Raw genomic sequence first — 23571 nt, forward strand, 5'->3', positions numbered from 1 at the left:
CGGAGAGCATAGACACCGCACTATCATCCGGAAGCGGTATTTCTGGATAGGCTATCGCGTTTCGCGATAGTCTGCCTCCCGCCATGCTCAACCTCGACTGGCTCGGCGCCTTCGTGGTCTTCACCGAGCACCTCAACTTCACGCGCGCGGCGCGGGCGCTCCACATCTCGCAGCCGGCGCTCCACGGCCAGATCGGCAAGCTCGGCGAGGCGCTCGGCGTCACGCTCTACCAGCGGCGCGGGCAGCGGCTCGAGCTCACGGCCGACGGCAAGCGCGTGGCCGCCTTCGGGCGCGAGGTGGGCGAGCGGACGCGGTCGTTCCTCGACGTGCTCCGCAACGGCGAGAGCCGCGAGCCGGTGGTGCTCTGCGCCGGCGAGGGCTCGTACCTCTACCTGCTCGGCGAGGGGATCCGCGCCTTCACCGCGCGCGCCGCCGCCCCGCTCCGGCTGCTCACGCGCGACCGCGACGCCACGCTCGACGCGGTGGCGACGGGCGAGGCGCACCTCGGCGTCGCGCCGCTCGAGGGCACCCCGGACGGGCTCGCCGCCGACCGCCTCACCGAGGTCGAGCAGGTCCTCGTCGTCCCCGACGCGCACCCGCTCGCCCGCAAGCGTCGAATCAAGCTGCGCGACCTCGAGGGCGCGCGCCTCGTCGTCCCAGGCCCCTCGCGGCCCCACCGGGCGCTGCTCGCGCAGGCGCTGCTCTCGGCGGGCGTCCGCTGGGAGCCGGCCGTCGAGGCGAACGGCTGGGAGCTGATGCTCCACTTCGTCCGGCTCGGCGTCGGCGTCGCGGTGGTCAACGCCTGCTGCCGCCTCCCGCGCGGCCTCGTCGCGCGCCCCATGCCCGAGCTGCCGCGCAAGGTCTTCCATGTCGTCCACCGCCGCGGGGGCGAGCTCCAGGGCGCGCCCGCGGAGCTCCGCGACACGCTGCTCGCGCACGGCGCGGCCTGGCAGCGGACCCGGCAGCGGCCTCGATAGCTCAAAGGAGAGCTCATAAAGAACGAAGGCGGGAAGGGGAGGCTCCTCGAGCCCCGCTCCCCGCCTCCTTCGTGGTCACATCCGACCACCGCCGCCGAGCCCCTGCACAGGGGCTTCAGGCGCTCAGGCCGCCTTCCTGGACTTCGACTTTCCCTGCTTCGCCTTGCTGCTTCCCATGTCGTCGGGGCGGCTCACCAGCTTGGAGAAGTAGCTCGGCTCGCCGCTCGCCTTGGCCTGCTGGTACACGAAGGCGAGGTTCGACTCCTCGAACTTGGTGAAGAAGTCGTCCCACGAGATCTCCTCGAGGGAATCCTCCCCGCTGAACCCCGGGAAGTCGATCCGGAGCACGCCGGGCTCTCCGCCCTTCTCGGTGCGCTTCACCGCCGCCGGGTGGCCGCCGCGCGCCTCCACCCATTCGCGGATCTCGTCGTGATCGATCGTCATGTGCGACGCGTGGTCGTCCCCGGCCCCCTTCGCGGCGGCCTGCTTCCCGCTGGACTTCTTCCGCTCGCCGCCGCCGGACTCGTCGTCGAGATCCATCTGGACCTCGACCTCGACGTCCAGCTCGCCGTCATCGCCCTTCGCCTTCGCGCCCTTGGCGCTGCTCGCCTTCGCCTTGCTGCCCTTCGCCGCGTCCGACCTGGGCCTGGCCTTCTGGACCATGTCGTCGGGGCGGCTCACCAGCTTGGAGAAGTTGCTCGGCTGCCCGTCCGCCGTCTTCTCCTGGTACACGAGGGCGAGGTTCGACTCCTCGAACTTGGCGAAGAAGTCGTCCCACGAGATCTCCTCGAGGCTGCCTTCCCCGCTGTACCCCGGGAAATCAATGCGCAGGATCCCGGGCTCCCCGTCCTTCTCGGTGCTCTTCACCGTCGCCGGGCGGCCTCCGCGCGACTCGGCCCACTGGCGGATCTCGTCGTGATCGATGGTCGTCTTCGATGAACTGGCCGACATGGTCACCCTCCTGTGCTCGTACGTCGATTTTCGCCGGGAGCGGCAACCCGCGTGCCAGAGGGCCATGCGATGATCCGGGCAGCAGATGGTCGAGCCCAGCCCTGAGGGGGTCTTTCACGGACAGCGACTACGGCGCCGGGGGAGCCCGTTCCGTCGCCATGCACCGCGGCCGCGCGCGATCTGCGCGCGTGAGCCACGGGGCGAGGCCATGACCCAGGTGGAGACAAGGGAGCTCTTCTGTGGTCGAGGACAGGCGCGCTGAGGCAATCTGCCTCGTCTGCGGCGAAATGCTGCCGGCCTGAGCCAGATCTCACCGGGGACGACCGCTGGCCCTCTCGTTGCCTGTCGCTCAAGGCCGACTCTTCGCCTGCGGGGCGCCTGCTGCCGTGCCCGCCGGCCGGGCCGCGTCGATGCCGTATCCCGGGATCCCCCCGGGTCCAGACATCCACGAGCGCCCTCCGGGATAACGTGAAGGAGGAATGAAGCGTCCGTCCTCTGTGGAGGGGCAAGACCGGTCGTGTCGAATCGCCACGGGGAGTTTGCTTGACCAGCTCGCCAGCCGAGCTTTAGCCATTTCCGCGGGAGGCTGCGCGATGCGCAGAGCGCGATGACCATGCAACCAGACAGACTACAGAGCACCCCCTCACGGAGGCACGCCCGATCGCTGCGCCGCGGGCGAGGAATCGTTGCGCTCGCCTCGAGCGCTTCGGTGCTCGCGCTCGGGTGCGTGCTGGAGCTCGGCGCCCCCGGGGCGACGGGGAGCGGCGGCGAAGCGGCGAGCGTCGGAGTCGGCGGCAGCGGACCCGCGAGCGTCGGAGTCGGGGGTAGCGATACGGCGACCGCCGGCGCCGGCGATGCCGGGGGCGGCGGCGCGGCGAGCGCCTCTTCCGCGGGCGGCGGCGGCTGCGCCGACGGGGCGACGGACCGCTCCGGCGCGCGCAGCGCCGCCGCGTGCCAGCCGGTCGTGCTGGCCGAGGCCGCCGGCAATCCGCTCGCCATCGCGGTGGACGCGACCCACGTCTACTGGACCCACGAGGACGCGGGCGCGATCATGAGAGCGCCCATCGCGGGAGGGGCGCCGGTCCTCGTCGCCGAGAGCTGCCCGACGTCCGGGCTCGCGGTGAGCGAGACGGGCGTTTACTGGACCTGCTCTCCCTATGCCGGCGTCGAGCACGACGTGCCCACCGGGGTCTACACCGCGCCCCTGGGCGGGGGGACGCCGGCGCTGCTCTCCACCGCAGGGCTGGAAGATCCGGTGGGCCTCGCGCTGGACGCGACAAGCATCTACGTGGGCGACAACTACGCGGTGATGAAGCTTCCGATCCTGGGAGGGGCCGCGGAAGAGCTCGCCCGGGGCAGCGGCTCCCGTCGCATCAAGGTCGACGAGACGCACGTCTACTGGACCAACGCGGACGCGAGCTCCCTCCGGAAGGCGCCGATCGCGGGGGGCGCGTCCGTGGCGCTCGCCACCGGATACTTCGAGTCCCACGAGGTAGCGCTCGACGCGACTTACGTGTACTGGACCACCCCCGGCGAGGGCCCGAGCGTGGGCTCCGTGAACAGCGTGCCGAAAGAGGGGGGCACCCCTGTGGCGCTCGCGACGGACCAGGCGTCGCCGTATTACATCGCGCTCGACGAGACGCATGTGTACTGGGTCAACGTGGGCGCAGGCGAGATCAGGAGAGTGCCTGTCGGCGGCGGTGAGTCGGCGGTGGTGATCTCGGGCGTCGCGCCGAACGATCTGGCCGTCGACAGCGCCAGCATCTACTGGACGGATCGGAGCGGCCTCGTGATGAAGCTCGCCAAGTAGGCGCGCCGCGAGCGCAGGAGAGGGCCGATGACCCGAGGGGCAGCACGGGTCCCTCTCTCGCGGCGCGGCGCCGCCGGGCGCAGCGGATGGCGGCGGCGCGGCGCGCCAGGGCGGCCATTCGCTGCGCGATCGCCGGGCGGGTGCTACCTAGAATCGAGCGCAGCGATGCCCGCTGCCGAGGCCGAGACGAGACCGTGGCGTACCCTCTGCTCCTCCGAGTTGCTGTGCTCGCCGCCGCCACGGCGACCACCACAGCGGCGGCCGCGCGCCCCCCCCGGCCCGCACCCGCCGCCTCGGAGGCGCTCGCGTCAGCGCCCGCGGTCCCTTCCGCGCGCTCGTCTCGCGCAGCGCCCGCGGTCCCTTCCGCGCGTTCGTCTCGCGCAGCGCCCGCCCCGCCGGCCGCGCGCTCGCGCCGGCCGGCGCGCCTCACCGCGCCCGCGCCCCCGCCGTTGCCCGCGCCGGGCGCCTCTGCCGCGCCGCTGCCCGCCCTGCCGGCCGCCCCGCCTCCCGCGGTCTTGCCCGAGCCCGCGTCCTGGCGTGCGCTCGTCGTCGGGGGCGGTCCGCGGCCGCCGATGAACCAGGTGGCCATCGAAGGACACATCCGGTACTTCCAGTCGCTGCTCCCGGCCGCGGTGGAGCGGCGGGTCCTCTTCGCCGACGGGCGCCGGGGCACGCGGAGCGTGCAGTTCCTCGACGGCCACCGCATGCGCTACCGCGCGCCCAGGCTGCCGCGCATCGACGGGGCGACAACCCGCGCCGGCCTCGATGCTGTGTGGCGAAAGTTCGCCGCCGCGCGCCCGGGCGACCCGCTGCTGCTGTACTTCGCCGGCCACGGGAGCCCGGCCCCGGGGCGCGACCTCGACAACAACGTGTTCGACCTCTGGGGCGGCGGCGCGCTGTCCGTGCGCGATCTCGCCGCGCGCATGGACGACCTGCCCGACGAGACGCCCGTCGTCCTCGTCATGGCCCAGTGCTTCTCCGGATCGTTCGCGAACCTCCTCTTCGAGGGCGGCAGACCCGACGGCGAGCTGGTGGATCGCGACGTCGTTGGGTTCTTCGCGGCGACAAGGGACCGCCCCGCCTCGGGCTGCACGCCCGAGATCAACGAGGCCGACTACACCGACTTCAGCAGCTTCTTCTTCGCCGCCCTCTCGGGCGTCGATCGCCTCGGCAAGCGCGTGGACGGCGCCGATTACGATCAGAACCGGTTCGTGGGCATGAACGAGGCGTACGCGTACGCCCTCCTCCACCAGGCGACGAGCGACGTGCCTGTGGCGACGTCCGATGTGTTCCTGCGGCGGTTCGTGAACAAGCCGGATCACGAGACCATGGCGACGCCCTATGCCAGGATCCTCTCCTGGGCGACCCCGGCGGAGCGGGCCGCCCTCGAGGGGCTCTCGGACGCGCTGGGCCTCCGCGGCGAGCACAGGCTGCGCGCGGCCTACGACCTCGAGTTCGGGCCCGGATCGGGCAGGCGGGACGTCGAGGACGTGACGTCGGCGCACCGCCTGCGGTTCATCCGGCTCGCGAAGAGCGTGGTGCTGGCGAGGACGCTGCGGCAGAGCGGAGACCGCGCGCGGATCGAGCGCTTCGAGCGGCTGCGCGCCGCGGAGGCGCGCAATCCGCTCGCCGAGGCCAGGGCGGCGAGCCAGGCGCGGCAGGACACCCGGCGGCGCGCCGCGCGCTGACGCCGGGTCTCCGTGCGGCGCCGCGCCCGCGCGGCGGCGCGCCCGCGGTCACGGCGATCGCCGGAGCCGCTGCGTGAGCGCCTCGACGACGAAGTCGCGAAACGCCGCGACGCGGTGGGGCAGGTAGCGCGCGGAGGGATACACCAGGTGCAGCGGCGCCCCCGAGGCCACGTGCGACGGCAACACGCGCACGAGGCGACCGCGCGCGACCTCGCGGGCGCACATGAAGCTCGGGAGGAGGCCGACGCCGACGCCCGCCAGCACAGCGCGCCGCGCGAAGCTCAGCTCGTCGACCGCGAGCGGGCCCTGGACCTCCACCGTCTCGTCCCCCGCGGGCCCTTGCAGCGTCCACGCGGCGCGGTCGGGCCTCTCGCGAAAGAGGACGCACCGGTGCGCCGCGAGATCTCCCAGGCGCGCGGGGACCCCGGCGCGCTCGAGGTAGCGGGGCGAGGCGTACAGCGCGTCCTCCACCTGCCCGATCTTCCGCGCGATGAGCGAGCCGTCGCGGATCGGCCCGGCCCGCAGCGCCAGATCGAAGCCCTCCTCCACGAGATCCACGACGCGCCCCGTGAGCGCGACGTCGACCCGGACGGCCGGGTGGCGCCGCACGAACCGCGCGACAGCCGGCTCGAGCATCGCGATCCCGACGTCGACGGGCGCCGTGACGCGGACGGTGCCGCGCACAACGGCCTCCAGATCGGCCACCATCGCGGCGGCCTCCTCGAGGCTCGCGACGCCGCGCGACGCCCGCTCGTAGAACGCCGCGCCCGCCTCGGTGAGCCGCACGCTGCGCGTCGAGCGGTGCAGCAGGCGCGCCCCGAGCGCCTCCTCGAGGAGCGCGACCGACCGGCTGACCGAGGACTTCGGCAGCCCGAGGACCCTCGCCGCCGCGGTGAAGCCCTGCTCGTCGACGACGCGCACGAAGACGGCGATCCGGTTGAGGTCCATTGTTCGTCTCAGGAGAACAGCCCGTTCTCGGACGGCTGTCTAGTGCGTCGAGGAGCAACGATGCATGCTCTCCGTGTGACACACGGCCGGCGCGCCCCGGAAGCCCGAGGCGCGGCGGTCCCCGACCCCCTTTCGAGAAAGGACGACCCGCCATGAACACAACGACCAGCACCACCACCCCGAGCGCGATCCCGTCCCAGGCCGCCCGGTGGACGATCGACGCGACGCACTCGAGCGTCTCGTTCTCCGTACGTCACATGATGATCTCGAACGTGCGCGGCGAGCTCGGCGGCGTCGCCGGCGAGGTCACCTACGATCCGCGGCGCCTCGAGGCGTCGAAGCTCTCCGCCACGATCGACGCGGCGTCGATCCACACGCGCGAAGAGAGCCGCGACGCGCACCTCCGGAGCGCCGACTTCCTCGACGTCGCGCGGTACCCGACGATCACCTTCGTCGCCACGAGCGTCCGCCGTGACGGCGACGGGCTCGATATCGTCGGTGACCTGACGATCCGCGGCGTCTCGCGCGAGGTGACGCTCGCTGTCAGCGAGCTGTCGGGCGAGCACACCGACCCTTACGGCAATCGCCGGCTCGGGGCGACCGCCACGACGAAGATCCGCCGCAGCGATTTCGGGATGAGCTTCAACGCCATCCTCGAGACGGGCGGCGTCCTCGTGGGCGACGAGATCGCGATCGCCCTCGATATCCAGCTCATCAGGCAGGGGTGAGCGCGCGGCCGAGAGCGGGGCGCCAGCGCGCCCCGGGGCTCACTGGCACAGGGCGGTGTCGACGAAGTCGAGGACGTCCATGTACGCCTTCTCGGCGGTCTCCTCGCCGTGGACGGCGCCCGGCAGGATCGTGATCGCGACGGTGACGGCGCGGCCGTCGTCGGAGACGCCGCCGCGGGTGTGGTAGCCGAAGATGTCGCCGCCGTGGCCCCAGACGAGGCCGCCGCAGCTCAGCGGGGTGGTGAACAGGCCGAGCCCATACCGGGCGCCGGGCCACATATCGGGGGCCTCGACGGTGGTGCGCATCTCCTCGAGCTGCGCCGGATCGAGGAGCTCGCCGCCGAACAGCGCGGTGAAGAACCGGTTGAGATCGCTCGGGGTCGCGATGATCTCGCCGGCGGCCCATCCCCAGGACGGGTCGAGCTCGGTGGCGTCGTACAGCGGCTGATCCGGCCCGTCCGCGTGATAGCCCCTGGGGTGGCACCCCCGGATGCCCTCCTCGCCGACGTCGGGGAGATAGGTGTTGCGCAGCCCGAGGCGGTCGATGATCCGGCGCTTGATCTCCTCGTTCAGGGGGCGTCCGGTGACCTTCTCGATGAGCATGCCGGCGAGCGTGTAGTTGGTGTTGCTGTAGTCCCACCGATCCCCGGGCGGGAACTGCGTCCCCTCGGCCAGCGCGAGGTCGAGCAGATCGCGGGGGCTGAAGTGCCTGTGCCGGACAGGGAGGAAGCCCTCCTGCAGGATCAACCCGTCGTAATCGGCGAGCCCGCTCATGTGCTGCAGGAGCTGCCGCACCGTGATGTCGTTGCCGTCGATGCCCTCGCCGCGGACCAGGTTCGGCAGGTACGTCTCGATGGGCGCGTCGAGATCGACCTTGCCCTCGCCGACGAGCTGCAGGACGACAACGGCGGTGTAGGCCTTGCTGTTGCTCCCGATGCGCACGAGGCCGTCGACAGGCACCTCCGCCTTGGCCTCGATGTCGCCGAAACCGGCGGTGTAGTGGCGCGTCTGCCCGTCGACCTCCTGGACGGCGGCGAGGACGGCGGGGAACCTGTCGTCGCGCACAAGGCTGTCCGCGGCCTGCTGGACGGGGTCGTCCGGATCGGTGTTGGCCGCCTCCGTGGAACCCGCGCACGCTCCCGGCGGCGTGCCGCCGCCGCCGCCGCCGCTCTCGTCCTTGCCGCCGCTGCCGCCCTCGCCGCCGCCGCTGTCGTCCTTGCCGCCGCTGCCTGCATCGGCGCCGCCGCCTCCGTCGCCGCTCTCGCCGCCGCCGCCGCCGCCGCCGCCGCTGCCGGCATCGGTGTTCGCCGGCGCCCCATCGTCGTCGGAGCAGCCTGCGAGCAGGGTCGAGGAGCCGAGCAGCGCGGAGACGAGGGCCATCGAGGCGATGTTGCGCAAGCCCGCGGCGGCCGCGCGGGCGACTCGTGTTCTCGGAGAGGTGAAACGGTGATGCAGAGAGGTCATGATCGGCTCCTGAGGTTGTGCGGGCGCCCTCGGCTCACCGCTTCGCGCCGGCGACGCGTGGCGCCAGGCATCGTCGCGCGGTCTGGAGGGCGCCGCTGGTTCGTGGCTCTGTTCCCGGACTCGTGAGGATCGTTCAACCCTTCAGACACTCTTCTCTTCGAACCGCTGTTGCGAACCACGCGAGCACCGCTGTCGCGATCAACGCCCGCGGGGACGCGCCCCGGGCTCACGGGCACAGGGCTGTATCGACGAGGGCGAGGACGCCGGCGTAGGCGTCATAGGCCTGCTCCCTGGTCTCAACGCTGGGCACGGCGGAGGGCAGCGCCGTGACGGCGACGGTGACGGCGCGGCCGTCCTCGGTGACGCCGCCGGCGGTCTCGTAGCCGAAGATGTCGCCGCCGTGGCCCCAGACGACGCCTCCGCAGCCCAGCGGGGTGCTGCTCAGGCCGAGCCCGTACGCGTAGCCGGGCCACATGCTCGAGGCGTCGACGGTCGTGCGCATCTCCTCGAGCTGCGCCGGCTCGAGGAGCTCGCCGCCGAGCAAGGCGGAGAAGAAGCGGTTGAGGTCGCCCGGGGTCGAGATCATGTCGCCGGAGGCGCCGGCGATGGACGGGTCGAGCTCGGTGACGTCGACCAGCGGAGCTCCGAAGCTGTCCGCGTGATAACCCCTGGGATGGCATTCCCGGATGCTCTGGTCGCCGACGCCGGGGACATAGGTGTGGCGAAGCCCGATGCGCTGGATGACCCGCTCGGTGATCTCCTCGGCCAGCGGGCGGCCGGTGACCTTCTCCACGAGCAAGCCGGCGACGATGTAATTGGTGTTGCTGTACGCCCACTGTTCGCCGGGGGGGAAGTCCTCCGCCTGCGTCAGCGCCAGATCGAGCAGCGTGCGGGGGTCGAAATAGGTGTGCTGGACCTTGGCGAGCCCGTCGCCCAGGAGCAAGCCAACGAAATCGGGCAGCCCGCTGGTGTGCTGCAGGATCTGCCGCACCGTGATGTCGTTGCCGTCGATGCCGTCGCCGCGGACCAGGTCCGGCAGGTACGTCTCGATGGACGCGTCGAGGTCGACCTTGCCCTCGCCGACGAGCTGCAGCACGACAACCGCGGTGAACGGCTTGGTGTTGCTCCCGATGCGCACCTGCCCGTCGACAGGCACCTTCTCCTGGGTCTCGAGATCCGCGACGCCGGCAATGTAGTGACGGTTGTTCCCGTCGAGATCCTGGACGGCGGCCAGGACCGCGGGGAACTTGAGGTCGCGCACCAGGTGGTCCGCGCCCTGCTGCACGGGGTCGTCGGGGTCGGTGTTGGCCTCCGCCGTGGAACCGACGCAATCGCCCGGCGGCGTGCCTGTGTCGCCGCCGCCGCTCTCGCCCTCACCGCCGCTGCCGCCCGCGCCGCCCGTGCTGCCGCCCTCACCGCCGCTGCCGCCCGTGCCGCCGCCCACGCCGCTGCTGGTGGCCGTGCTCGCCGGCGACCCGTCGTCGTCGGAGCAGCCCGCGAGCAGGGCAGAGGACCCGAGCAGCGCGGAGACGAGGACCAGCGAGAGGGCGCCTCGCCAGCGCGCCGGCGCTGCGCCGGAAGGCCGTGTTCTCGGAGACGTGAAGCGGTGGTGCAGAGAGTTCATGAACTGCTCCTGGTGGTGTGCGGGCGCCCTCGGATCATCCCCGGCCAGCCGGCGGCTCGCGCCGCCGAGCTTCGTCACGAGTCGTCGAGAGCGCTGTTCGTTGTCGGGCCTCTGTTCCCGGACTCATGAGGATCGTTCATGCTCCGAGGCGAATTCGCTCCGGAGCGCCGCCGCGGATCATGCGAGCACGGCCGCCGTTGCGGGCTCCGTGTCGTGATGGCGTCGAGCGAGCTTCCCTCCGCGGCGGCAACGCCATCACGGCCACGCCGACGCGCGGGCAAGGCGCCGCCAAGGCGCGCTCAGCCGCCGGCGCCCGCGCGCGATTCCACACCTCGACGCTGCGCTGCACGGAACCGTGCCGCTCACCGACTTGATGCCCGCCACCCGGGCGATCCTTCGAACTATTTTGCTGAGGCGTCGGCGAGCCGTTCGCTGGGTCGCCGGCGCCGATGCGTGAGGAGCTGTCTCGAGCGTTCCAGGGCGGCAAAAATACCGTCACGTTGAAGTCGTCGAGCGCGTCCTGCTGCTGGCACCACGTACCGCGCGCCGCGTGCTCGCCGCCGCCGCGCCGGTCCGCGATGGTACGCCCGCGGAGCCACCGCTCTCGCCGTGGATCGGTCGCCGCGTCGGCCCGGAGACGTACGCCGGGAACGACGGGGGCATGCGCGGGGGGCTCTGGTTGCTGCCCGGGGACCCGACGGGCGTCCACCTCCTGTCATGTATCGTCAACGCGTTCTCATCCGTGCCGGCCCGACGGAGCGCGACGATCGGCCGCCAGAACTCGTAATTGTATTTCGTGTCCCAGGTGGCGATGCCGGCGTCGGCCATCGCGATGTGGACCAGGGCGAAGTATCGGGCGTTCTCGATCTCCGAGTTGCTCTTCTGGACAGCGACGGCCCGCGCGATCTGGTTGTACAGCCGAGGCACATCCCCGATGCGCCGTGCGCCGTCATACGACCAGAAGATCCCGATGACGGTCTGTTCCGGAGTGCGCAGGGTCGGGGTGATCGCGCCGTCGCCACCCAGCGAGAAGACCTCGTAGAAGCTCAACGCGTACGCCGCGCTCCACCGCGGCGGCGGCGGAGACCGGAACTCGTCCCCGCCGGCCAGGGCGGTCGATCGATGAGTACCTTCTTGTGTTCAGATCTAGAGTATCAGACCGATCTGGCGAGCGCGACCGGAGCGACATGTTGGGTCATGAGCTCCTTTGGACATGTATGTGATGGGCGCAAGCTCGGAGCGTGGACGGTGTCCATCGGTGGCCGCCCAGCCCTCGGCATGAGCACGCCTTCCCGGTCCGCAGGCGTACTGTCCAGGCCCACGCGGAGGCCGATTCCGAGAGCACGCGACGGCTCGTTCCGAGAGGACGTGACGGGGCGTCCGGGCCACCCGACGGGGAAGCCGCTGATGGCGAACCGCGGGATCAGCGGCGGCCCTGGGAGCAAGTTCATCGAGGCGCCGCCGCGCATGTCGACCGGCGCCGCATCGCTGGTTGCGGCATCGCTTGTCGCGGGCCTCTCGTTGTCGCGTTGGTGCGGTGGTTTTGTGGCGCTACTTCCTCTCGAACGATTCCTCGTGGCTCATCGTCACATCGTCCCGCGTCAGCGACGACATGACGCTCTCGTAGCTCCTGAGCAGCATGCGCGCCGAGACAGCGTCTGCAGGATCTCCGACCAGGAGGTCCTTGCTGGCGTCGTCCCACACGTCAGGGCCTCGATCCGAGGCCACCGGGATGGTCCTCTCCCGCCGGTTGTACTTGACCCGTTCCAGCTTGGTGTTCGGCACCCTGACCCTCTCCAGATCGACCTTCAAGGTCGATATCGACCTGTAGAAGCGCTCCGAGAAGCACCGCTGGGTCTGGCACATGGTCCTGACCACCTCGTAGGCTCCCAGCGTCCACAGCCACATCAAGTCCGAGGCGCGCATCCTCGCCTCGTGGGAGAAGCCGCCTTCGCCGGAGGCGCACGCGTCGAGCTTCTCGTGGATCTCGTTCGCGATCGACAGCAAGACCTGGTGTCGACCGGACAGGTAGATCGAGAATGCCGCCAGGGGGTGCTGCGTGGACATCGCTTGCTCTTCGAGCGATCAGGAGGGGGCGTCGGGGGTAAGGAAATCGACGGGCGTTCAGAGGCAGCGGGGAGCGGGGAAGGTGATCCTCACATTCCGGATCTCCTGGCGCGCGAACGCCGCGCCCGTGGCGGCGCCGAATCCATAGAAGAACCTCGATCCGACGGGGAAGCCGCTGATGGCGAACGGCTGGATCTGGAGCTCGCCGTCGACGCTCACGCTCACCTCGCCCGCGTCGAACTCGATCCGGGCCGCATGGAACTCGCCGTCGCCGAGCGCGACGCTGCTCTCCGCCTGGCCCAGCGAGCTGAGGACGCCCTCCTCGCACGGCCGGGCGAGATCGTCCACGCCCACGTGGTTGTCGCTCGAATCTGCGCAATCGAAGTTGTTGTAGGTATCGAACTCGACGCCGTAGCCGTCGAGCCCGGCCATGCCGAGGCCGCCGCCGGGCTCGCCGACGACCGTCTCTCCCGACGTCTGGAGCATGAAGCCCACGCCGTCGCCGCTGCGGAGGCGGAACTCGAATGTGGCGACGAAGGAGTCGGCGGCGATGGGATTCCGGTAGACGAGGGTGCCGGCCTGCAGGCGCCTGGGCTCGGTGAGCACGCCGGTCAGCGTGTCCGGATCCCAGAAGGCAGTCCCGTTGAAGGACCATCCCTCCGGCGGCGAGGTCATGTCCGCGGTGAGGCTCGCCGCGCAGGTGGTCCCCTCCGGGCACGTGCTCTCGTCGATCTGCCCATTGCAGTCGTTGTCGACGAGGTCGCACGCCTCGGGCGCCGGTTTCCTGTCGCCGGCGCACGGACCCCAGACCCCCCGGGAGCAGACCTGCACGCCGGCCTGGCACGCGCCGACGTCCTCGGTGCCCGGGGGGCCCGAGTAGCAGCGCCGTTCCTGCCCCTCCACGCACGCGCAGCCTTCATCGACGACACGGTCGCAGTCGTTGTCGCGGCCGTCGCAGACCTCCGGCGCAGGCACGCAGCCGACGTCCACCTCCTCGGCGCCGGCCCCTTCGAGGATGTCGCTCCGGCCTCCGCACATCGACGCGCCGGCGGCGAGCGCCGGGAGAAGGAGGAGCGCCTTCAAGCGCGTCCGCCGGACTGCGTCCGCCGCTGCGTGTGAAGAGGAGATCGGCTGTGACGCTTGCATGAGCTCTCGATGCTGCGCGCGACAAGCGATCGCGCCGGTGATAGGGAGCACCCTCGCGCGCCAGTCCTTGCTGGGCCTCAGTGTACCCGATCCAGAGAAGCGCGTCTCCAGGCGTCCAGCGCGGGTGGAGGTCGAGCCGCCGGAGGCGATCGTTGGCATCGCGGCGGAAGGCGCCCACGGGAGCAAACTCTCGCAGTTGAGGCGTCTCAACCGGGCTATCCTGCGCGCCCGTCGCGGAACCACGCAGGAGTCATCCATGAAACGATCACGCTCAGAGAATCTTCGCAACCTCGGCATCTTCGTCGGCCTCGGCCTGTCGCTCGCCGTCGCCGGCTGCGGCGACGACGACACCGGCGGCAGCAGCGGCACGACCAGCAGCAGCTCCGTCACCACCAGCAGCGCCAGCAGCAGCAGCAGCAGCGCCGGCGGCGGCGGTACGGGGGGCAGCGACGGCGCCGGCGGCACCGGCGGCGCCGGCGGCACCGGCGGCGGTGGCAGCGGCGGAGGCGGCGGCGACAGCAGCGCGACGCCCTCGCTCAGCTTCTTCGTGTCGAGCACGGGGAGCACGACCGCGAACCTCGGCGGGCTCGAGGGCGCGGATCGCAGGTGCCAGGAGCTGGCCGCCGCGGTCGGCGCCGGCGCGCGGACATGGCGCGCCTACCTCAGCGTCGAGAAGGGCCCGGACGACCAGCCGGTGCACGCCAGAGACCGGATCGGCGCGGGCCCCTGGTACAACGCAAAGCTCGAGCTGGTGGCGGCGAACCTCGATGAGCTGCACACCAGGTTCGGCGATCACACGGCGTTCCTCGACGAGAAGGGCGCGATGGTGCCGGGCCAGTGGCCGGACTCCCCCACACCGAACCAGCACGATATCCTCACCGGCACCAACCGGGACGGCACCCTCAAGGTCGGTCAAACGTGCGGGGACTGGACGTCCGAGTCCACGAGCCTGACCGCCTGGGTCGGTCATTCCGACGGGATGGGCCCCATGCAAAGCACGGCCGACATGTACCGGCCGTGGAACTCGGTGCACGCCAATGGTAGCTGCGCCGACACGGCCCCGGCGGGCGGCAACGGCCGCGTCTACTGCTTCGCCGCGGATTGAGCGAGCGCGCGAGCACGCGGGCGCACGCCGCGCCCGCGCCCGCGCGCGTCACGCCGCGCTGGCCTCGTCCCGCAGCATCGCGAACAGGTCCGTCACGCCGGGGTCGATCCCCATCTGCGTGAGCAGCGTGGTCACCTGGCCGCGGTGGTGGGTCTGGTGGTTGAAGAAATGGCCCACGAGCTGCCAGAGCGGATACGTGAGGACCGCACCGTTCCGCATCTTGAAGGTCAGGTCGCTCGAGAGCGCGAGCTCATCGATCTTGTGTATCCACGCGAGGATGTCCGCGTCGGTCCCGGCGCGCTCGCGGGTGAGATCGGCGAAGTCCGCGTAGAGCTCCTGCGCGAGCGAGGTGATCTCGACGGCCTTGCCGCTCGCGCCCCGGGAGGTGAAGCGCGCGACGTCACCGGTGAAGCGCCCCATCCACGTCCGGTCGGCGAGCAGGATGTGGTTCAGCGTGCCGTGGATCGATCGGAAAAAGGCCCCCCGATCGCGCTTGCGCTCGACGTCGTCGAGCTTGCCGACGACATCGAAGATCTTGTCGTTCATCCACCGATTGTAGCGAGCCATTGCGCGGTATTGCTCGATCCAGCTCATGAGTCGATCCTCGTTTGAAGGTCGGCGCGCACCCTACCACGCGCGTGCGTGCCGGTCGATCGCGGCGGGCGGCCGGCGCGGCCGCGGCGCGCCACGCCGCCGACCGGCGCTCGAGCGACGCAGCGCGCCCCGGGCGACTCAGACGTACCGCCGAGATCGCGCGCAGCCGCCGAGATCGCGCTTGCTCCTGCCGCTATGGCGGACTATTGTCCTCGATAGCAGACGCGTGGTGCTCGGGGGGACCTCTCTTGCGGAGGCGTCCTGGCCGAGCTCCACCTCCTCTCATGGAAGGAGCCATGATGGTCAGCCTTGCGCTCGATTCAGCCGCTCTGGCGGAGACGTACGATCGCGTCAGCGATCGGCAGTTCAACCATGGAAAGCTGCTGATCGAAGATCTCCAGGTATCCCCGGGTGAGCGCGTCCTCGACGTCGGGTGCGGGACCGGTCGGCTCGGCGCCCATGTGGCCGAGCTGGTCGGCCCCTCGGGCGAGGTGGTCGGCGTCGATCCGCTGCCGCTCCGCGTCGCGCTGGCGAACAAGCGCGGGTCGAGCTTCCGCGCCGCCGTTGGCCGGGCCGAGGATCTTTCGCAGTTCGCCGACGGGAGCTTCGATGTCGTCTTCCTGAACAGCGTGCTCCACTGGCTACCCGAGAAGCTCGGCCCGCTCCGCGAGGCGCGCCGCGTGCTCCAGCGGGGAGGGCGCCTCGGCATCAGCTCGGCCGCCAGGGAGCGCCCGCACGAGGTCGAGCGGGTGCTCGAGCACGTGCTTTCCTCTCTTGGCCTGAGCGGCACCGCGGAGGCGTCCGGCAGCACGCCCCACAAGGTGACCTCCGATGAGCTGACGAGCCTCCTCGTGCAGGCCGGCTTTCCGCAGCCGAGGCTCCAGATCCGCACCTTCACGGATCACTTCACGGACACGGAGGACGTGCTCGCGTTCAACCTGGCCAGCTCGTTTGGCAACTTCCTGTCCAACTTCGCCCCTGCCGACGCCGAGCGGGTCAGGGCAGCGCTCGAGGCCGAGCTCGAGCGCCGCCGCACGCCGGAGGGGATCCGGCTCCAGCGGCACCTGATCTTCGCCGTGGCGCGCGCGGACGGCTGACCGGCCGCGGGATCGTCACGAGAGGAAGAGGGACGAACCACAGAGGCACAGAGGGCACAGAGGGGAGAAAGAGAGATGGAGAATGAGGCTCTGTCATCCCTCTCGTCCCTCTCTCCCTCTCGTCCCTCTCTCCCTCTCGTCCCTCTCTCCCTCTCTCCCTCTCGCCTCTGTGCCCTCTGTGCCTCTGTGGTTCATCTTCTCTTCTCATGAAGGCATGGGCTCCGCGTACGCGGCAACGCACCAGCCCGGATCACCCCGCCGGCAACCCGCGGTGTCGGAATCCTGCCGCCCCCCCCGGCGCGGCGAGGAAGATGCGCCGCCGCGCGTCCGTAGCAACAGGCAGAAGGTACTTGACATGAAAACCCCGATCTACCGCGCGTTTGCCCTGTTGCTCCTGTCCTCGTCGATCCTGCCCGCCTGCGCCGCCGTGGAGCTCAACCCCGGTGCAGAGAAGATCATCGTCACCAAGCAGCCTGCCCCCCAGGGGTGCCGGTTCCTCGGGACGGTGATCGGTGAGCAGGGCGGCTCGATCTCCGGCAAGTTCACCAGCAACGCCAACCTGCAGGAGGGCGCGGTGAACGACATGAAGAACAAGGCCCACGACCTCGGCGGCAACTATGTGGTGCTGGAGAACACGAACGCCGGAAACACCCTCTCCGGCGATCGAGACAGCATCTCCGGCCAGCAGACCGACGTCACCCACATGGGCAACACGTACAGCTGCCCTCCCCAGCTCGTCGGCCTGCTGTGAGGCGACTCGACCCCCGTTGAGCGGCGCGCGGCGATGTCCCGCAACGCGGCGCGCGGCGGCTCATCCAACGTCGACGAAGCGCAGGTGGAGCGTCGTCCGGCGGCCGTCCGCCGGGCGAACCCGGCCTGCCCGGGCCGTCGAGCGGACTCCACGGCCGGGCGCGGTCGCTGCCGCGCTTCGCGACGCGCGGAGGGAGCCGGCACAGGGGGAGAGACCATGGAGATGTCGTTGTCCAAGCGTACGGCCGCGGAGTTTCTCGGGACGTTCTGGCTCGTGCTCGGCGGCTGCGGCAGCGCCGTGCTGGCGGCCGCGTACCCCGGGCTGGGGATCGGCTTCCTGGGCGTGGCGCTCGCGTTCGGGCTCGCCATGCTGACGATGGGGTACGCGGTGGGCCACATCTCGGGCGCTCACTTCAACCCCGCCGTCACGATCGGCCAGCTCGCCGGCGGGCGCTTCCCCGCGAGAGACGTCCTGCCGTACCTCCTCGCCCAGGTCGGCGGCGCCATCGTCGCCGCGGGGATCCTCTACACCATCGCCAGCGGCGCCGCCGGGTTCACGCTGGCCGGCGGCTTCGCCTCGAACGGCTACGGCGCGCACTCGCCCGGCGGCTACTCGCTCTTCGCGAGCCTCGTGGCCGAGATCGTCCTGACGTTCGGCTTCGTGATGGTCGTCCTCGGCGCGACCGATCTCCGCGCCCCGATCGGGTTCGCGCCGATCGCCATCGGGCTCGCGTTCACGCTCGTTCACCTCATCGGGATCCCGGTCACGAACGTCTCGGTGAACCCGGCGCGCTCGACCGGTCCTGCCCTGTTCGTCGGCGGGTGGGCGCTGTCGCAGCTCTGGCTGTTCTGGCTCGCCCCGCTCCTCGGCGGCGCGCTCGCGGGGGTGCTCTACCCGCTCCTCGTGGGCGCGAGGCCGACCCGCGCCGTCGCCGTGCCGCGCTCCACTGTGTGAGGGCGGGGCGCAGGGCAGGCCGCGCCTGAGGGCTCGGCCTCCGGGCCGAGCCGGTCCCACGCGAGCTTGGCCGTGAGCACGAGCCCGAGCACGACAACGAACCAGCGCACCTTCTTCGGCGCGATGCGCCGGGCGACCACGGCGCCGGCGAACGAGCCGACCACCGCCGCCGCCATCATGATCGCCGTGGCGACCCCGTCGACGGCGCCGGCGAACACGAAGGCGATCGCGGCGACCCCGTTGATCAGGCTGGCGAGCACCGTCTTGATCGCGTTCATCCGGTGGATGTCCACGTTGCCCGCGAACGAGGACAGGAGCGCCAGCATCATGATGCCGATGCCCGCGCCGAAATAGCCGCCGTACACGCTCACGAGGAACTGGAGCAGGAACACGAGCCACGGCCGCGAGGGCAGGGCGAACTCCTCCATCACGCCCGCGTCGGCCACAACGCCCGCGTCGGCCCGCGCCGAGGGCTTCGCGGGGCGCAGGTTCTGCCAGAACAGGAGCAGCGTCGCCAGGAGCACGAGCCCGGGCACCGCGGCGTCGAACACGCGCTGCGGCGTCACGAGCAGGAGCGCCGAGCCGACCATGCCGCCGAGCAGCGACGGCAACAGCAGCACGCGGAGCACGCGGTAGTCCCGGGAGAGCTCGCGGCGGTACGCCCACGCCGACGCGAGCGACGCGGGCGTGAGCGCCACGGCGTTCGTCGCGTTCGCCGCGAGCGGGGCCAGCCCGGCCGCGATCGCCGCGGGGAACGACACGAGCGTCCCGCCCCCGGCCACCGCGTTGATGACGCCGGCCACGGCGGCGCCGCCGGCGAGGAGCGCTGCGCTCGTCAGATCCACGGCGCGCGACATGGCCCGAGCGCGGCCGCGCTGTCAACCGCGGGCCACGCCGCGCTTGAGGGCGGCGGCGCCGCGCTCCTACGATGGCCGCGCCGCCGATCTCGGCGGCCGCTTCTCCCCGGAAAGCCGAGCGCCATGCAGCGATCTCTCCCGCTCCTCCCCGCCGCGCTGCTCTCGGCGCTGTCGTTCGTCGCGGTCCCGGGGGCGGCCGCCGGCGAGGGGCCGCCGGCTCGCGCGCACGTCTGGGTGGCCGACGACGGCACGCGCGTGCGCAGGGAGGACGTCGGCCTGCCGCTCTCGCGCGGCGAGGGGAACGCGCTCTTCCGGCCCGGCGAGCCGATCCGGCTCGGCGCGCTGCGCGGGGAGGTCGTCGCGTTCCAGGTGATCGTCGAGGCCGGCGCGGAGCCCGTGCGCGGCGTCACGGTCGAGGTCTCCGGCCTCGGCCCCGCGGCCGGCGCCGGCACGCCCGCGAAGCCGGCGGCGCCCGCGAAGGAGCCCGCGGCGCCGGCGCAGCAGCCGCAGGCGCCGGGAGAGCCGCCCGCGCAGGCGATCCGGATCGACCGCTTCGTCGAGCACCACGTCGAGATCAAGCTGCGCTCGCGCAACGACCGCAGGCCCATGGAGTCGCTCGGGTGGAGTCCGGCGGCGCGGCCGCCCGACGACGGGCACCTCGGCTTCCTCCCCGACGCGCTCATCCCGATCGAGCTCGCGCCGCCGTGGGCGCCCTATCCGCTCGAGGTGGGCGCTCGCGAGACCCGGGCCGTCTGGATCGACATCCACGTCCCGGAGGGCTCCGCCCCCGGCGCCCACGAGGGCAAGGTGGTGGTCGGCTCGGCCTCGCACGGCGCGCTCGCGTCGCTCGATCTGCGGCTCGACGTCGCGCCGGCGACGCTGCCGTACGGCGCCGTCGACTTCATCGCGTTCTACGAGGCCAGCGAGGTCGCCGAGCGGGTCGGCGACGGCCCCGCCGTCGAGCAGCAGCTCTGGCAGCTCCTCCACGAGCACCACGTCGACGGCTTCGCGTCGGTCCGGAGCCCCGCCGAGGTGGAGCGGCTGCGCGCGGCCATCGACGGCTCGCTCTACACGGAGGCGCGCGGCTACCGCGGGCCCGGCGCGGGCGTCCCGCCGGCCGCGGTGGCGCTCGGCGCGTACGGCGGCTTCGGCGATCCCCGGGAGGAGACCCTCCGCCGCGTCGAGGCCGTCGCCGAGCTCCTCCCGCCGGCGGTGGACGACGTGATGCTGTACGCCGTCGACGAGCAGTGCGAGAGCCCTCGCGGGCCCGGGTGGCGCCGGCTCGTCCGCGGCTCGCGCCTGTCGTCGCGCATCCTCGTGGGGCACTCGTGCGGCGAGGTCGACCCCGTGAAGCAGGACGTCGATCTCGTGCTCACCCCGGCCAACCGCTTCGACTCCGTGTGGGCGCGGGCCGCGCGCGAGGCCGGCAAGCGGCTCTGGGTGTACAACGGCGCGCTGCCGCGGACAGGCACCTTCATGATCGACGCGCCGCTCACGGGGCTCATGGCCGACGGCTGGATCGCGGCCTCGCACGAGGTGGGCCGCTGGTTCCTCTGGGAGACGGCGTTCTGGCACGACGGCAACCGCGGCGGCAAAGGGCCGGTCGACCCGTTCACTGTCGCCGAGAACTTCCACAACCAGGACGGCGACGCCTGCCTCGGCGACGGCATGCTGCTCTATCCCGGGACGCAGCGCGGGAAGTTCGCGTCCCGCTCCCTCGGCTTCGCCGGCGTGCTCCCCTCGATGCGCCTGAAGAGCCTGCGCCGCGGCATCCAGGACGCCGGCTACATCGCCCTGGCGAGGTCGGCGTCGCCCGAGGCCGCGGACGCGATCGTGAAGGAGGTGATCCCGGCCGCGCTCGACGAGGCGCGCGACACCTCGCCCGCCGCCTGGAGCAGCGAGGGCGCCCCGTTCTTCCGGGGCCGGGCCGCGCTGCGCGCCCTGATCCCCGCGGGCGCGTCGCTCGACCCTGCCGCCGTCCGCCGCGTGCTCGCCGACGCGGCGGTGGCGCGGCGCGCGCTCGTCCCGCTCGCGGGCGCGCAGGGCGCATCGGGCGGGCGCGACGGGCCCGCCGAGCCCGGGCCGCTGGCCCGGTGGCGCCCGACGGGGCTGCTCCTCGCCGTGGCCGCGCTCGGCGCCGCGGCGGTCGCCCTCGCGCTCGCGCTCTACCGCCGAGGGAGGCGCCGGGGGAGGCCGGGGCGCGGCGCGCAGGGGCGATGAGCCGGGCGACCGCCCCGCCTCCGCGGCGCCTGCTACGCTCGCGCCCTTCATGCAGAGCCCAGCCGACGGCCAGCGCCCCCGCCGAGCGCACCTCAGACGCCTCCTCAGCCTCGCCCGCCCGGAGGTCGGCAAGCTCGCGCTCGGCACCCTGTTCCTGGCCATCGGCAGCGGCATCAGCCTCCTGGTCCCCCAGGCGATCCGGAAGATCATCGACGACGCCCTCGGCCCGGGCAGCAGCGTCGACGCGATCGACGGCGCGGCGCTCTGGCTGGCGCTGCTCATCGTGGTCCAGGCCGTGGCCGTCGCGCTCCGGTACGTCCTCTTCTCGACCGCCGGCGAGCGCGTCGTGGCGCGGCTGCGGGCGCAGCTCTTCGAGCACCTGATCCGGCAGGAGATCGCGTTCTTCGACGACCACAGGACCGGCGAGCTGACGAACCGCCTCGCGTCGGACACGACCGTCCTGCAGAGCGCCGTCAGCGTGAACGTCTCGATGGCCCTGCGCTACGCCGCGTCCGTGATCGGCGGCGTCGCCTTCCTCTTCTACACGTCGCCGCGGCTCACCCTGCTCATGCTCGCCGTTGTGCCCGTCGTGGCGATCGGCTCGGTCGCCTACGGCCGCAGGGTCCGCCGGCTCTCCCGGAGCGTGCAGGACGCGCTCGCCCGCGCCAGCGAGGTCGCCGAGGAGGCGCTCTCCGGCGTCCGCACAGTCCGCGCCTTCGCCGGCGAGAAGCGCGAGACCGAGCGCTACGCCGGCCGCGTCTCCGAGTCGTTCGAGCTCGCCCGGCGGCGCATCCGCGCGTCGGGGAGCTTCATGGGCATCGTGACCTTCGCGGGCTACAGCGCCGCCGCCCTCGTCCTCTGGTACGGCGGCCACCTCGTCGTCGCCGGCCGCATGACCCTCGGCGGGCTCACCTCGTTCCTCGTCTACACGATCGTCGTCGCCTTCGCGCTCGGCGGCCTCAGCGACCTCTGGGCCGACTTCATGAAGGCCACCGGCGCCGCCGAGCGCATCTTCGACCTCCTCGACCGCGAGCCCGCCATGGTCGACGCCGGCGGCGTCCAGCCCCACGCCGTCCAGGGGAGCCTCGATCTCCAGCGCGTGCGGTTCAGCTACCCGACCCGCCGGGACGTGCCCGTGCTCAAGGGCATCGACCTCTCCGTGCGCCCCGGAGAGGTGATTGCCCTGGTCGGCCCTTCCGGGGCCGGCAAATCGACGATCGCCTCGCTGCTCCTGCGGCTCTACGACCCCGACGACGGGCGCATTCTCCTCGACGGGCGCGATCTCCGCGAGCTGGCGCCGACATGGCTCCGCCGGCAGATTGGCATCGTCGCGCAAGAGCCTCTCCTCTTCGCCACGAGCGTGGCCGACAACATCCGTTACGGGCGGGAGAACGCGACCGACGAGGAGGTCGAGGCCGCCGCGCGCGCGGCCAACGCGCACGATTTCATCCTGAGGTTCCCCGCGGGGTATCAGACGCTCGTCGGCGAGCGCGGGGTGCAGCTCTCCGGCGGGCAGAAGCAGCGCGTGGCGATCGCCCGCGCGATGCTCAAGGACCCCAGGATCCTCGTGCTCGACGAGGCGACGAGCGCGCTCGACGCCGAGAGCGAGCACCTCGTGAAGGGGGCGCTCGACGCGCTGATGAAGGGGAGGACGACGTTGATCATCGCCCACCGGCTCTCGACGGTGATGGGCGCCGACCGCGTGCTCGTGATGGACGGGGGTACGATCGTGCAGAGCGGCGCGCACGCGGCGCTCATCGTCCAGGACGGTCTCTATCGCCGGCTGGTCGAGCGGCAGTTCGTGAGCGCGGACCTCAGGACGATTGCTGGATGATGAGCTGCTGCGTGGACCTGCGCTCGCCCACGATGGAGACCGCCGTCTCCGAGGCGAGCCCCGCCGCGCCCTGCGACGTGCGGCGGAGCGTGCCGAGCAGCGCAATCCAGCCGCGCTCGCTTGTCGTGAGGGCGCGCGCGCTGATGCCGTCCATGCGGGTCAGCGCCTTGCGGGCGACCCGGAACACGCTGCGATCGATGCCCTCGATCAGGTCGAGCGTGGCGCCGAGCCGCTCCTGCGTCTCGGTGCGCACGTCCTCAAGGAAGCCGAAGCTCGCGCGCACCACCTCCTCGACGACCCCGAGGCTGCCGTCTACCCAGGTGTAGATCAGGCCCTCTCGCGGGTCGCCGACCTGCCCGCGATCGGAACCGTTGCTGCCGGCCATGCCCTGGCCGGAGATGCTCTCGTCCATCTCGAACCCCCTCCTTCCATCGTTGTTGGCAGGCAACTCGCCTGCTGCGAGCTCACTATCAACAACCGACGTCTCGGATCGGTTATCACAGGGCAACAAGAGCGTGAACTCTTTCTTTTATGCGCGTCCTCCTTTTCTCCGGCTCTCCGGAGTCTCCCCATCCCGCGCGAGGGCCCTTGGGTCGATGCCCGCCCGGGGGTGCTGCTGAATCTGCCGGCTTCCAGTGAAAGCGCGCGATAAACGACCTTCGCGTCGGTAAAGTAAGCTAGATGCCGCAGGAAGAACCTTAGTCCTTGGCAGGCTCGTCCCGGCTCGCTACGGTCTCGCCGTGCCCGCGAGGCCCA

20 protein-coding genes are annotated in these 23571 nt (G+C 71.7%); 10 read left to right on the top strand and 10 right to left on the bottom strand.

Features of this window, described 5'->3' with window-relative positions; translation table 11 throughout:
• The first annotated feature begins 83 nt into the window (after window positions 1-83).
• On the top strand, window positions 84-977 hold the full coding sequence (locus tag WMF42_RS09360; RefSeq protein ID WP_437691561.1) for a LysR family transcriptional regulator: 894 nt from the start codon (window positions 84-86) through the stop codon (window positions 975-977).
• A gap of 123 nt (window positions 978-1100) precedes the next feature.
• On the opposite strand, the gene WMF42_RS09365 is transcribed toward WMF42_RS09360, so the two are convergent.
• Window positions 1101-1928 carry a lipocalin/fatty-acid binding family protein gene (locus WMF42_RS09365; protein WP_437691563.1) on the bottom strand — a complete coding sequence of 276 codons (828 nt, stop codon included), beginning with the start codon at window positions 1926-1928 and terminating at the stop codon, window positions 1101-1103.
• Between the two features lie 709 nt (window positions 1929-2637).
• On the opposite strand from WMF42_RS09365, the gene WMF42_RS09370 reads away from it, so the two are divergent.
• A complete protein-coding gene (locus WMF42_RS09370; protein ID WP_437691565.1) occupies window positions 2638-3738 on the top strand; it encodes a hypothetical protein in 1101 nt (366 codons plus the stop codon).
• Window positions 3739-4319: 581 nt separating this feature from the next.
• Window positions 4320-5426 (top strand): hypothetical protein, encoded by a 1107-nt coding sequence (locus WMF42_RS09375; protein ID WP_061608577.1) that lies wholly within the window; start codon window positions 4320-4322, stop codon window positions 5424-5426.
• 48 nt (window positions 5427-5474) lie between these two features.
• Here WMF42_RS09375 and WMF42_RS09380 read toward each other — a convergent pair whose 3' ends face one another.
• Window positions 5475-6374 carry a LysR family transcriptional regulator gene (locus WMF42_RS09380; RefSeq protein WP_437691567.1) on the bottom strand — a complete coding sequence of 300 codons (900 nt, stop codon included), beginning with the start codon at window positions 6372-6374 and terminating at the stop codon, window positions 5475-5477.
• 152 nt (window positions 6375-6526) lie between these two features.
• Between WMF42_RS09380 and WMF42_RS09385 the strand changes: the two genes are divergently transcribed.
• Window positions 6527-7102, top strand: coding sequence for a YceI family protein (locus WMF42_RS09385; RefSeq protein ID WP_437691569.1), 576 nt, complete (start codon window positions 6527-6529; stop codon window positions 7100-7102).
• 39 nt (window positions 7103-7141) lie between these two features.
• Here WMF42_RS09385 and WMF42_RS09390 read toward each other — a convergent pair whose 3' ends face one another.
• The 5 genes from WMF42_RS09390 to WMF42_RS09410 form a co-directional block, all read right to left on the bottom strand.
• Entirely contained in the window at window positions 7142-8566 is a 1425-nt protein-coding gene (locus WMF42_RS09390; RefSeq protein WP_437691571.1) for a serine hydrolase domain-containing protein, read from the bottom strand.
• 226 nt (window positions 8567-8792) lie between these two features.
• Window positions 8793-10190 (bottom strand): serine hydrolase domain-containing protein, encoded by a 1398-nt coding sequence (locus WMF42_RS09395; protein ID WP_437691573.1) that lies wholly within the window; start codon window positions 10188-10190, stop codon window positions 8793-8795.
• A 495-nt stretch (window positions 10191-10685) separates the two neighbouring features.
• Complete coding sequence (locus WMF42_RS09400) at window positions 10686-11240, bottom strand: vanadium-dependent haloperoxidase (RefSeq protein ID WP_437691574.1); 555 nt, start codon at window positions 11238-11240, stop codon at window positions 10686-10688.
• Window positions 11241-11741: 501 nt separating this feature from the next.
• Window positions 11742-12257, bottom strand: a complete 516-nt coding sequence (locus WMF42_RS09405; RefSeq protein ID WP_061608581.1) for a hypothetical protein — start codon at window positions 12255-12257, stop codon at window positions 11742-11744.
• A 57-nt stretch (window positions 12258-12314) separates the two neighbouring features.
• On the bottom strand, window positions 12315-13340 hold the full coding sequence (locus WMF42_RS09410) for an L-type lectin-domain containing protein (RefSeq protein WP_437691576.1): 1026 nt from the start codon (window positions 13338-13340) through the stop codon (window positions 12315-12317).
• A 319-nt stretch (window positions 13341-13659) separates the two neighbouring features.
• On the opposite strand from WMF42_RS09410, the gene WMF42_RS09415 reads away from it, so the two are divergent.
• Entirely contained in the window at window positions 13660-14508 is an 849-nt protein-coding gene (locus WMF42_RS09415; RefSeq protein WP_437691578.1) for a hypothetical protein, read from the top strand.
• Window positions 14509-14556: 48 nt separating this feature from the next.
• On the opposite strand, the gene WMF42_RS09420 is transcribed toward WMF42_RS09415, so the two are convergent.
• The gene (locus WMF42_RS09420) at window positions 14557-15102 is read right to left on the bottom strand and encodes a DinB family protein (protein WP_437691580.1); all 546 of its coding nucleotides are present in this window, start codon (window positions 15100-15102) and stop codon (window positions 14557-14559) included.
• Window positions 15103-15398: 296 nt separating this feature from the next.
• On the opposite strand from WMF42_RS09420, the gene WMF42_RS09425 reads away from it, so the two are divergent.
• The 3 genes from WMF42_RS09425 to aqpZ all read left to right on the top strand — a co-directional run bounded on the left by WMF42_RS09425 (window position 15399) and on the right by aqpZ (window position 17904).
• The gene (locus WMF42_RS09425; protein ID WP_233561530.1) at window positions 15399-16199 is read left to right on the top strand and encodes a class I SAM-dependent methyltransferase; all 801 of its coding nucleotides are present in this window, start codon (window positions 15399-15401) and stop codon (window positions 16197-16199) included.
• Between the two features lie 355 nt (window positions 16200-16554).
• A complete protein-coding gene (locus WMF42_RS09430; protein ID WP_061608584.1) occupies window positions 16555-16950 on the top strand; it encodes a DUF4156 domain-containing protein in 396 nt (131 codons plus the stop codon).
• Window positions 16951-17172: 222 nt separating this feature from the next.
• On the top strand, window positions 17173-17904 hold the full coding sequence (aqpZ, locus tag WMF42_RS09435) for an aquaporin Z (RefSeq protein ID WP_437694241.1): 732 nt from the start codon (window positions 17173-17175) through the stop codon (window positions 17902-17904).
• On the opposite strand, the gene WMF42_RS09440 is transcribed toward aqpZ, so the two are convergent.
• Entirely contained in the window at window positions 17841-18761 is a 921-nt protein-coding gene (locus WMF42_RS09440) for a sulfite exporter TauE/SafE family protein (RefSeq protein ID WP_437691583.1), read from the bottom strand. The genes aqpZ and WMF42_RS09440 overlap by 64 nt on opposite strands.
• Window positions 18762-18884: 123 nt before the next feature.
• Between WMF42_RS09440 and WMF42_RS09445 the strand changes: the two genes are divergently transcribed.
• Both WMF42_RS09445 and WMF42_RS09450 read left to right on the top strand, forming a co-directional pair.
• The gene (locus WMF42_RS09445) at window positions 18885-20981 is read left to right on the top strand and encodes a hypothetical protein (RefSeq protein WP_437691585.1); all 2097 of its coding nucleotides are present in this window, start codon (window positions 18885-18887) and stop codon (window positions 20979-20981) included.
• A 49-nt stretch (window positions 20982-21030) separates the two neighbouring features.
• The gene (locus tag WMF42_RS09450; protein WP_437691587.1) at window positions 21031-22815 is read left to right on the top strand and encodes an ABC transporter ATP-binding protein; all 1785 of its coding nucleotides are present in this window, start codon (window positions 21031-21033) and stop codon (window positions 22813-22815) included.
• Here WMF42_RS09450 and WMF42_RS09455 read toward each other — a convergent pair.
• On the bottom strand, window positions 22796-23227 hold the full coding sequence (locus WMF42_RS09455; RefSeq protein ID WP_061611979.1) for a hypothetical protein: 432 nt from the start codon (window positions 23225-23227) through the stop codon (window positions 22796-22798). The two genes, WMF42_RS09450 and WMF42_RS09455, sit on opposite strands and share 20 nt — an antisense overlap.
• Between the last annotated feature and the right edge of the window lie 344 nt (window positions 23228-23571).

The organism is Sorangium sp. So ce176 (assembly GCF_051519835.1).
GTDB lineage: Bacteria > Myxococcota_A > Polyangia > Polyangiales > Polyangiaceae > Sorangium > Sorangium cellulosum_G.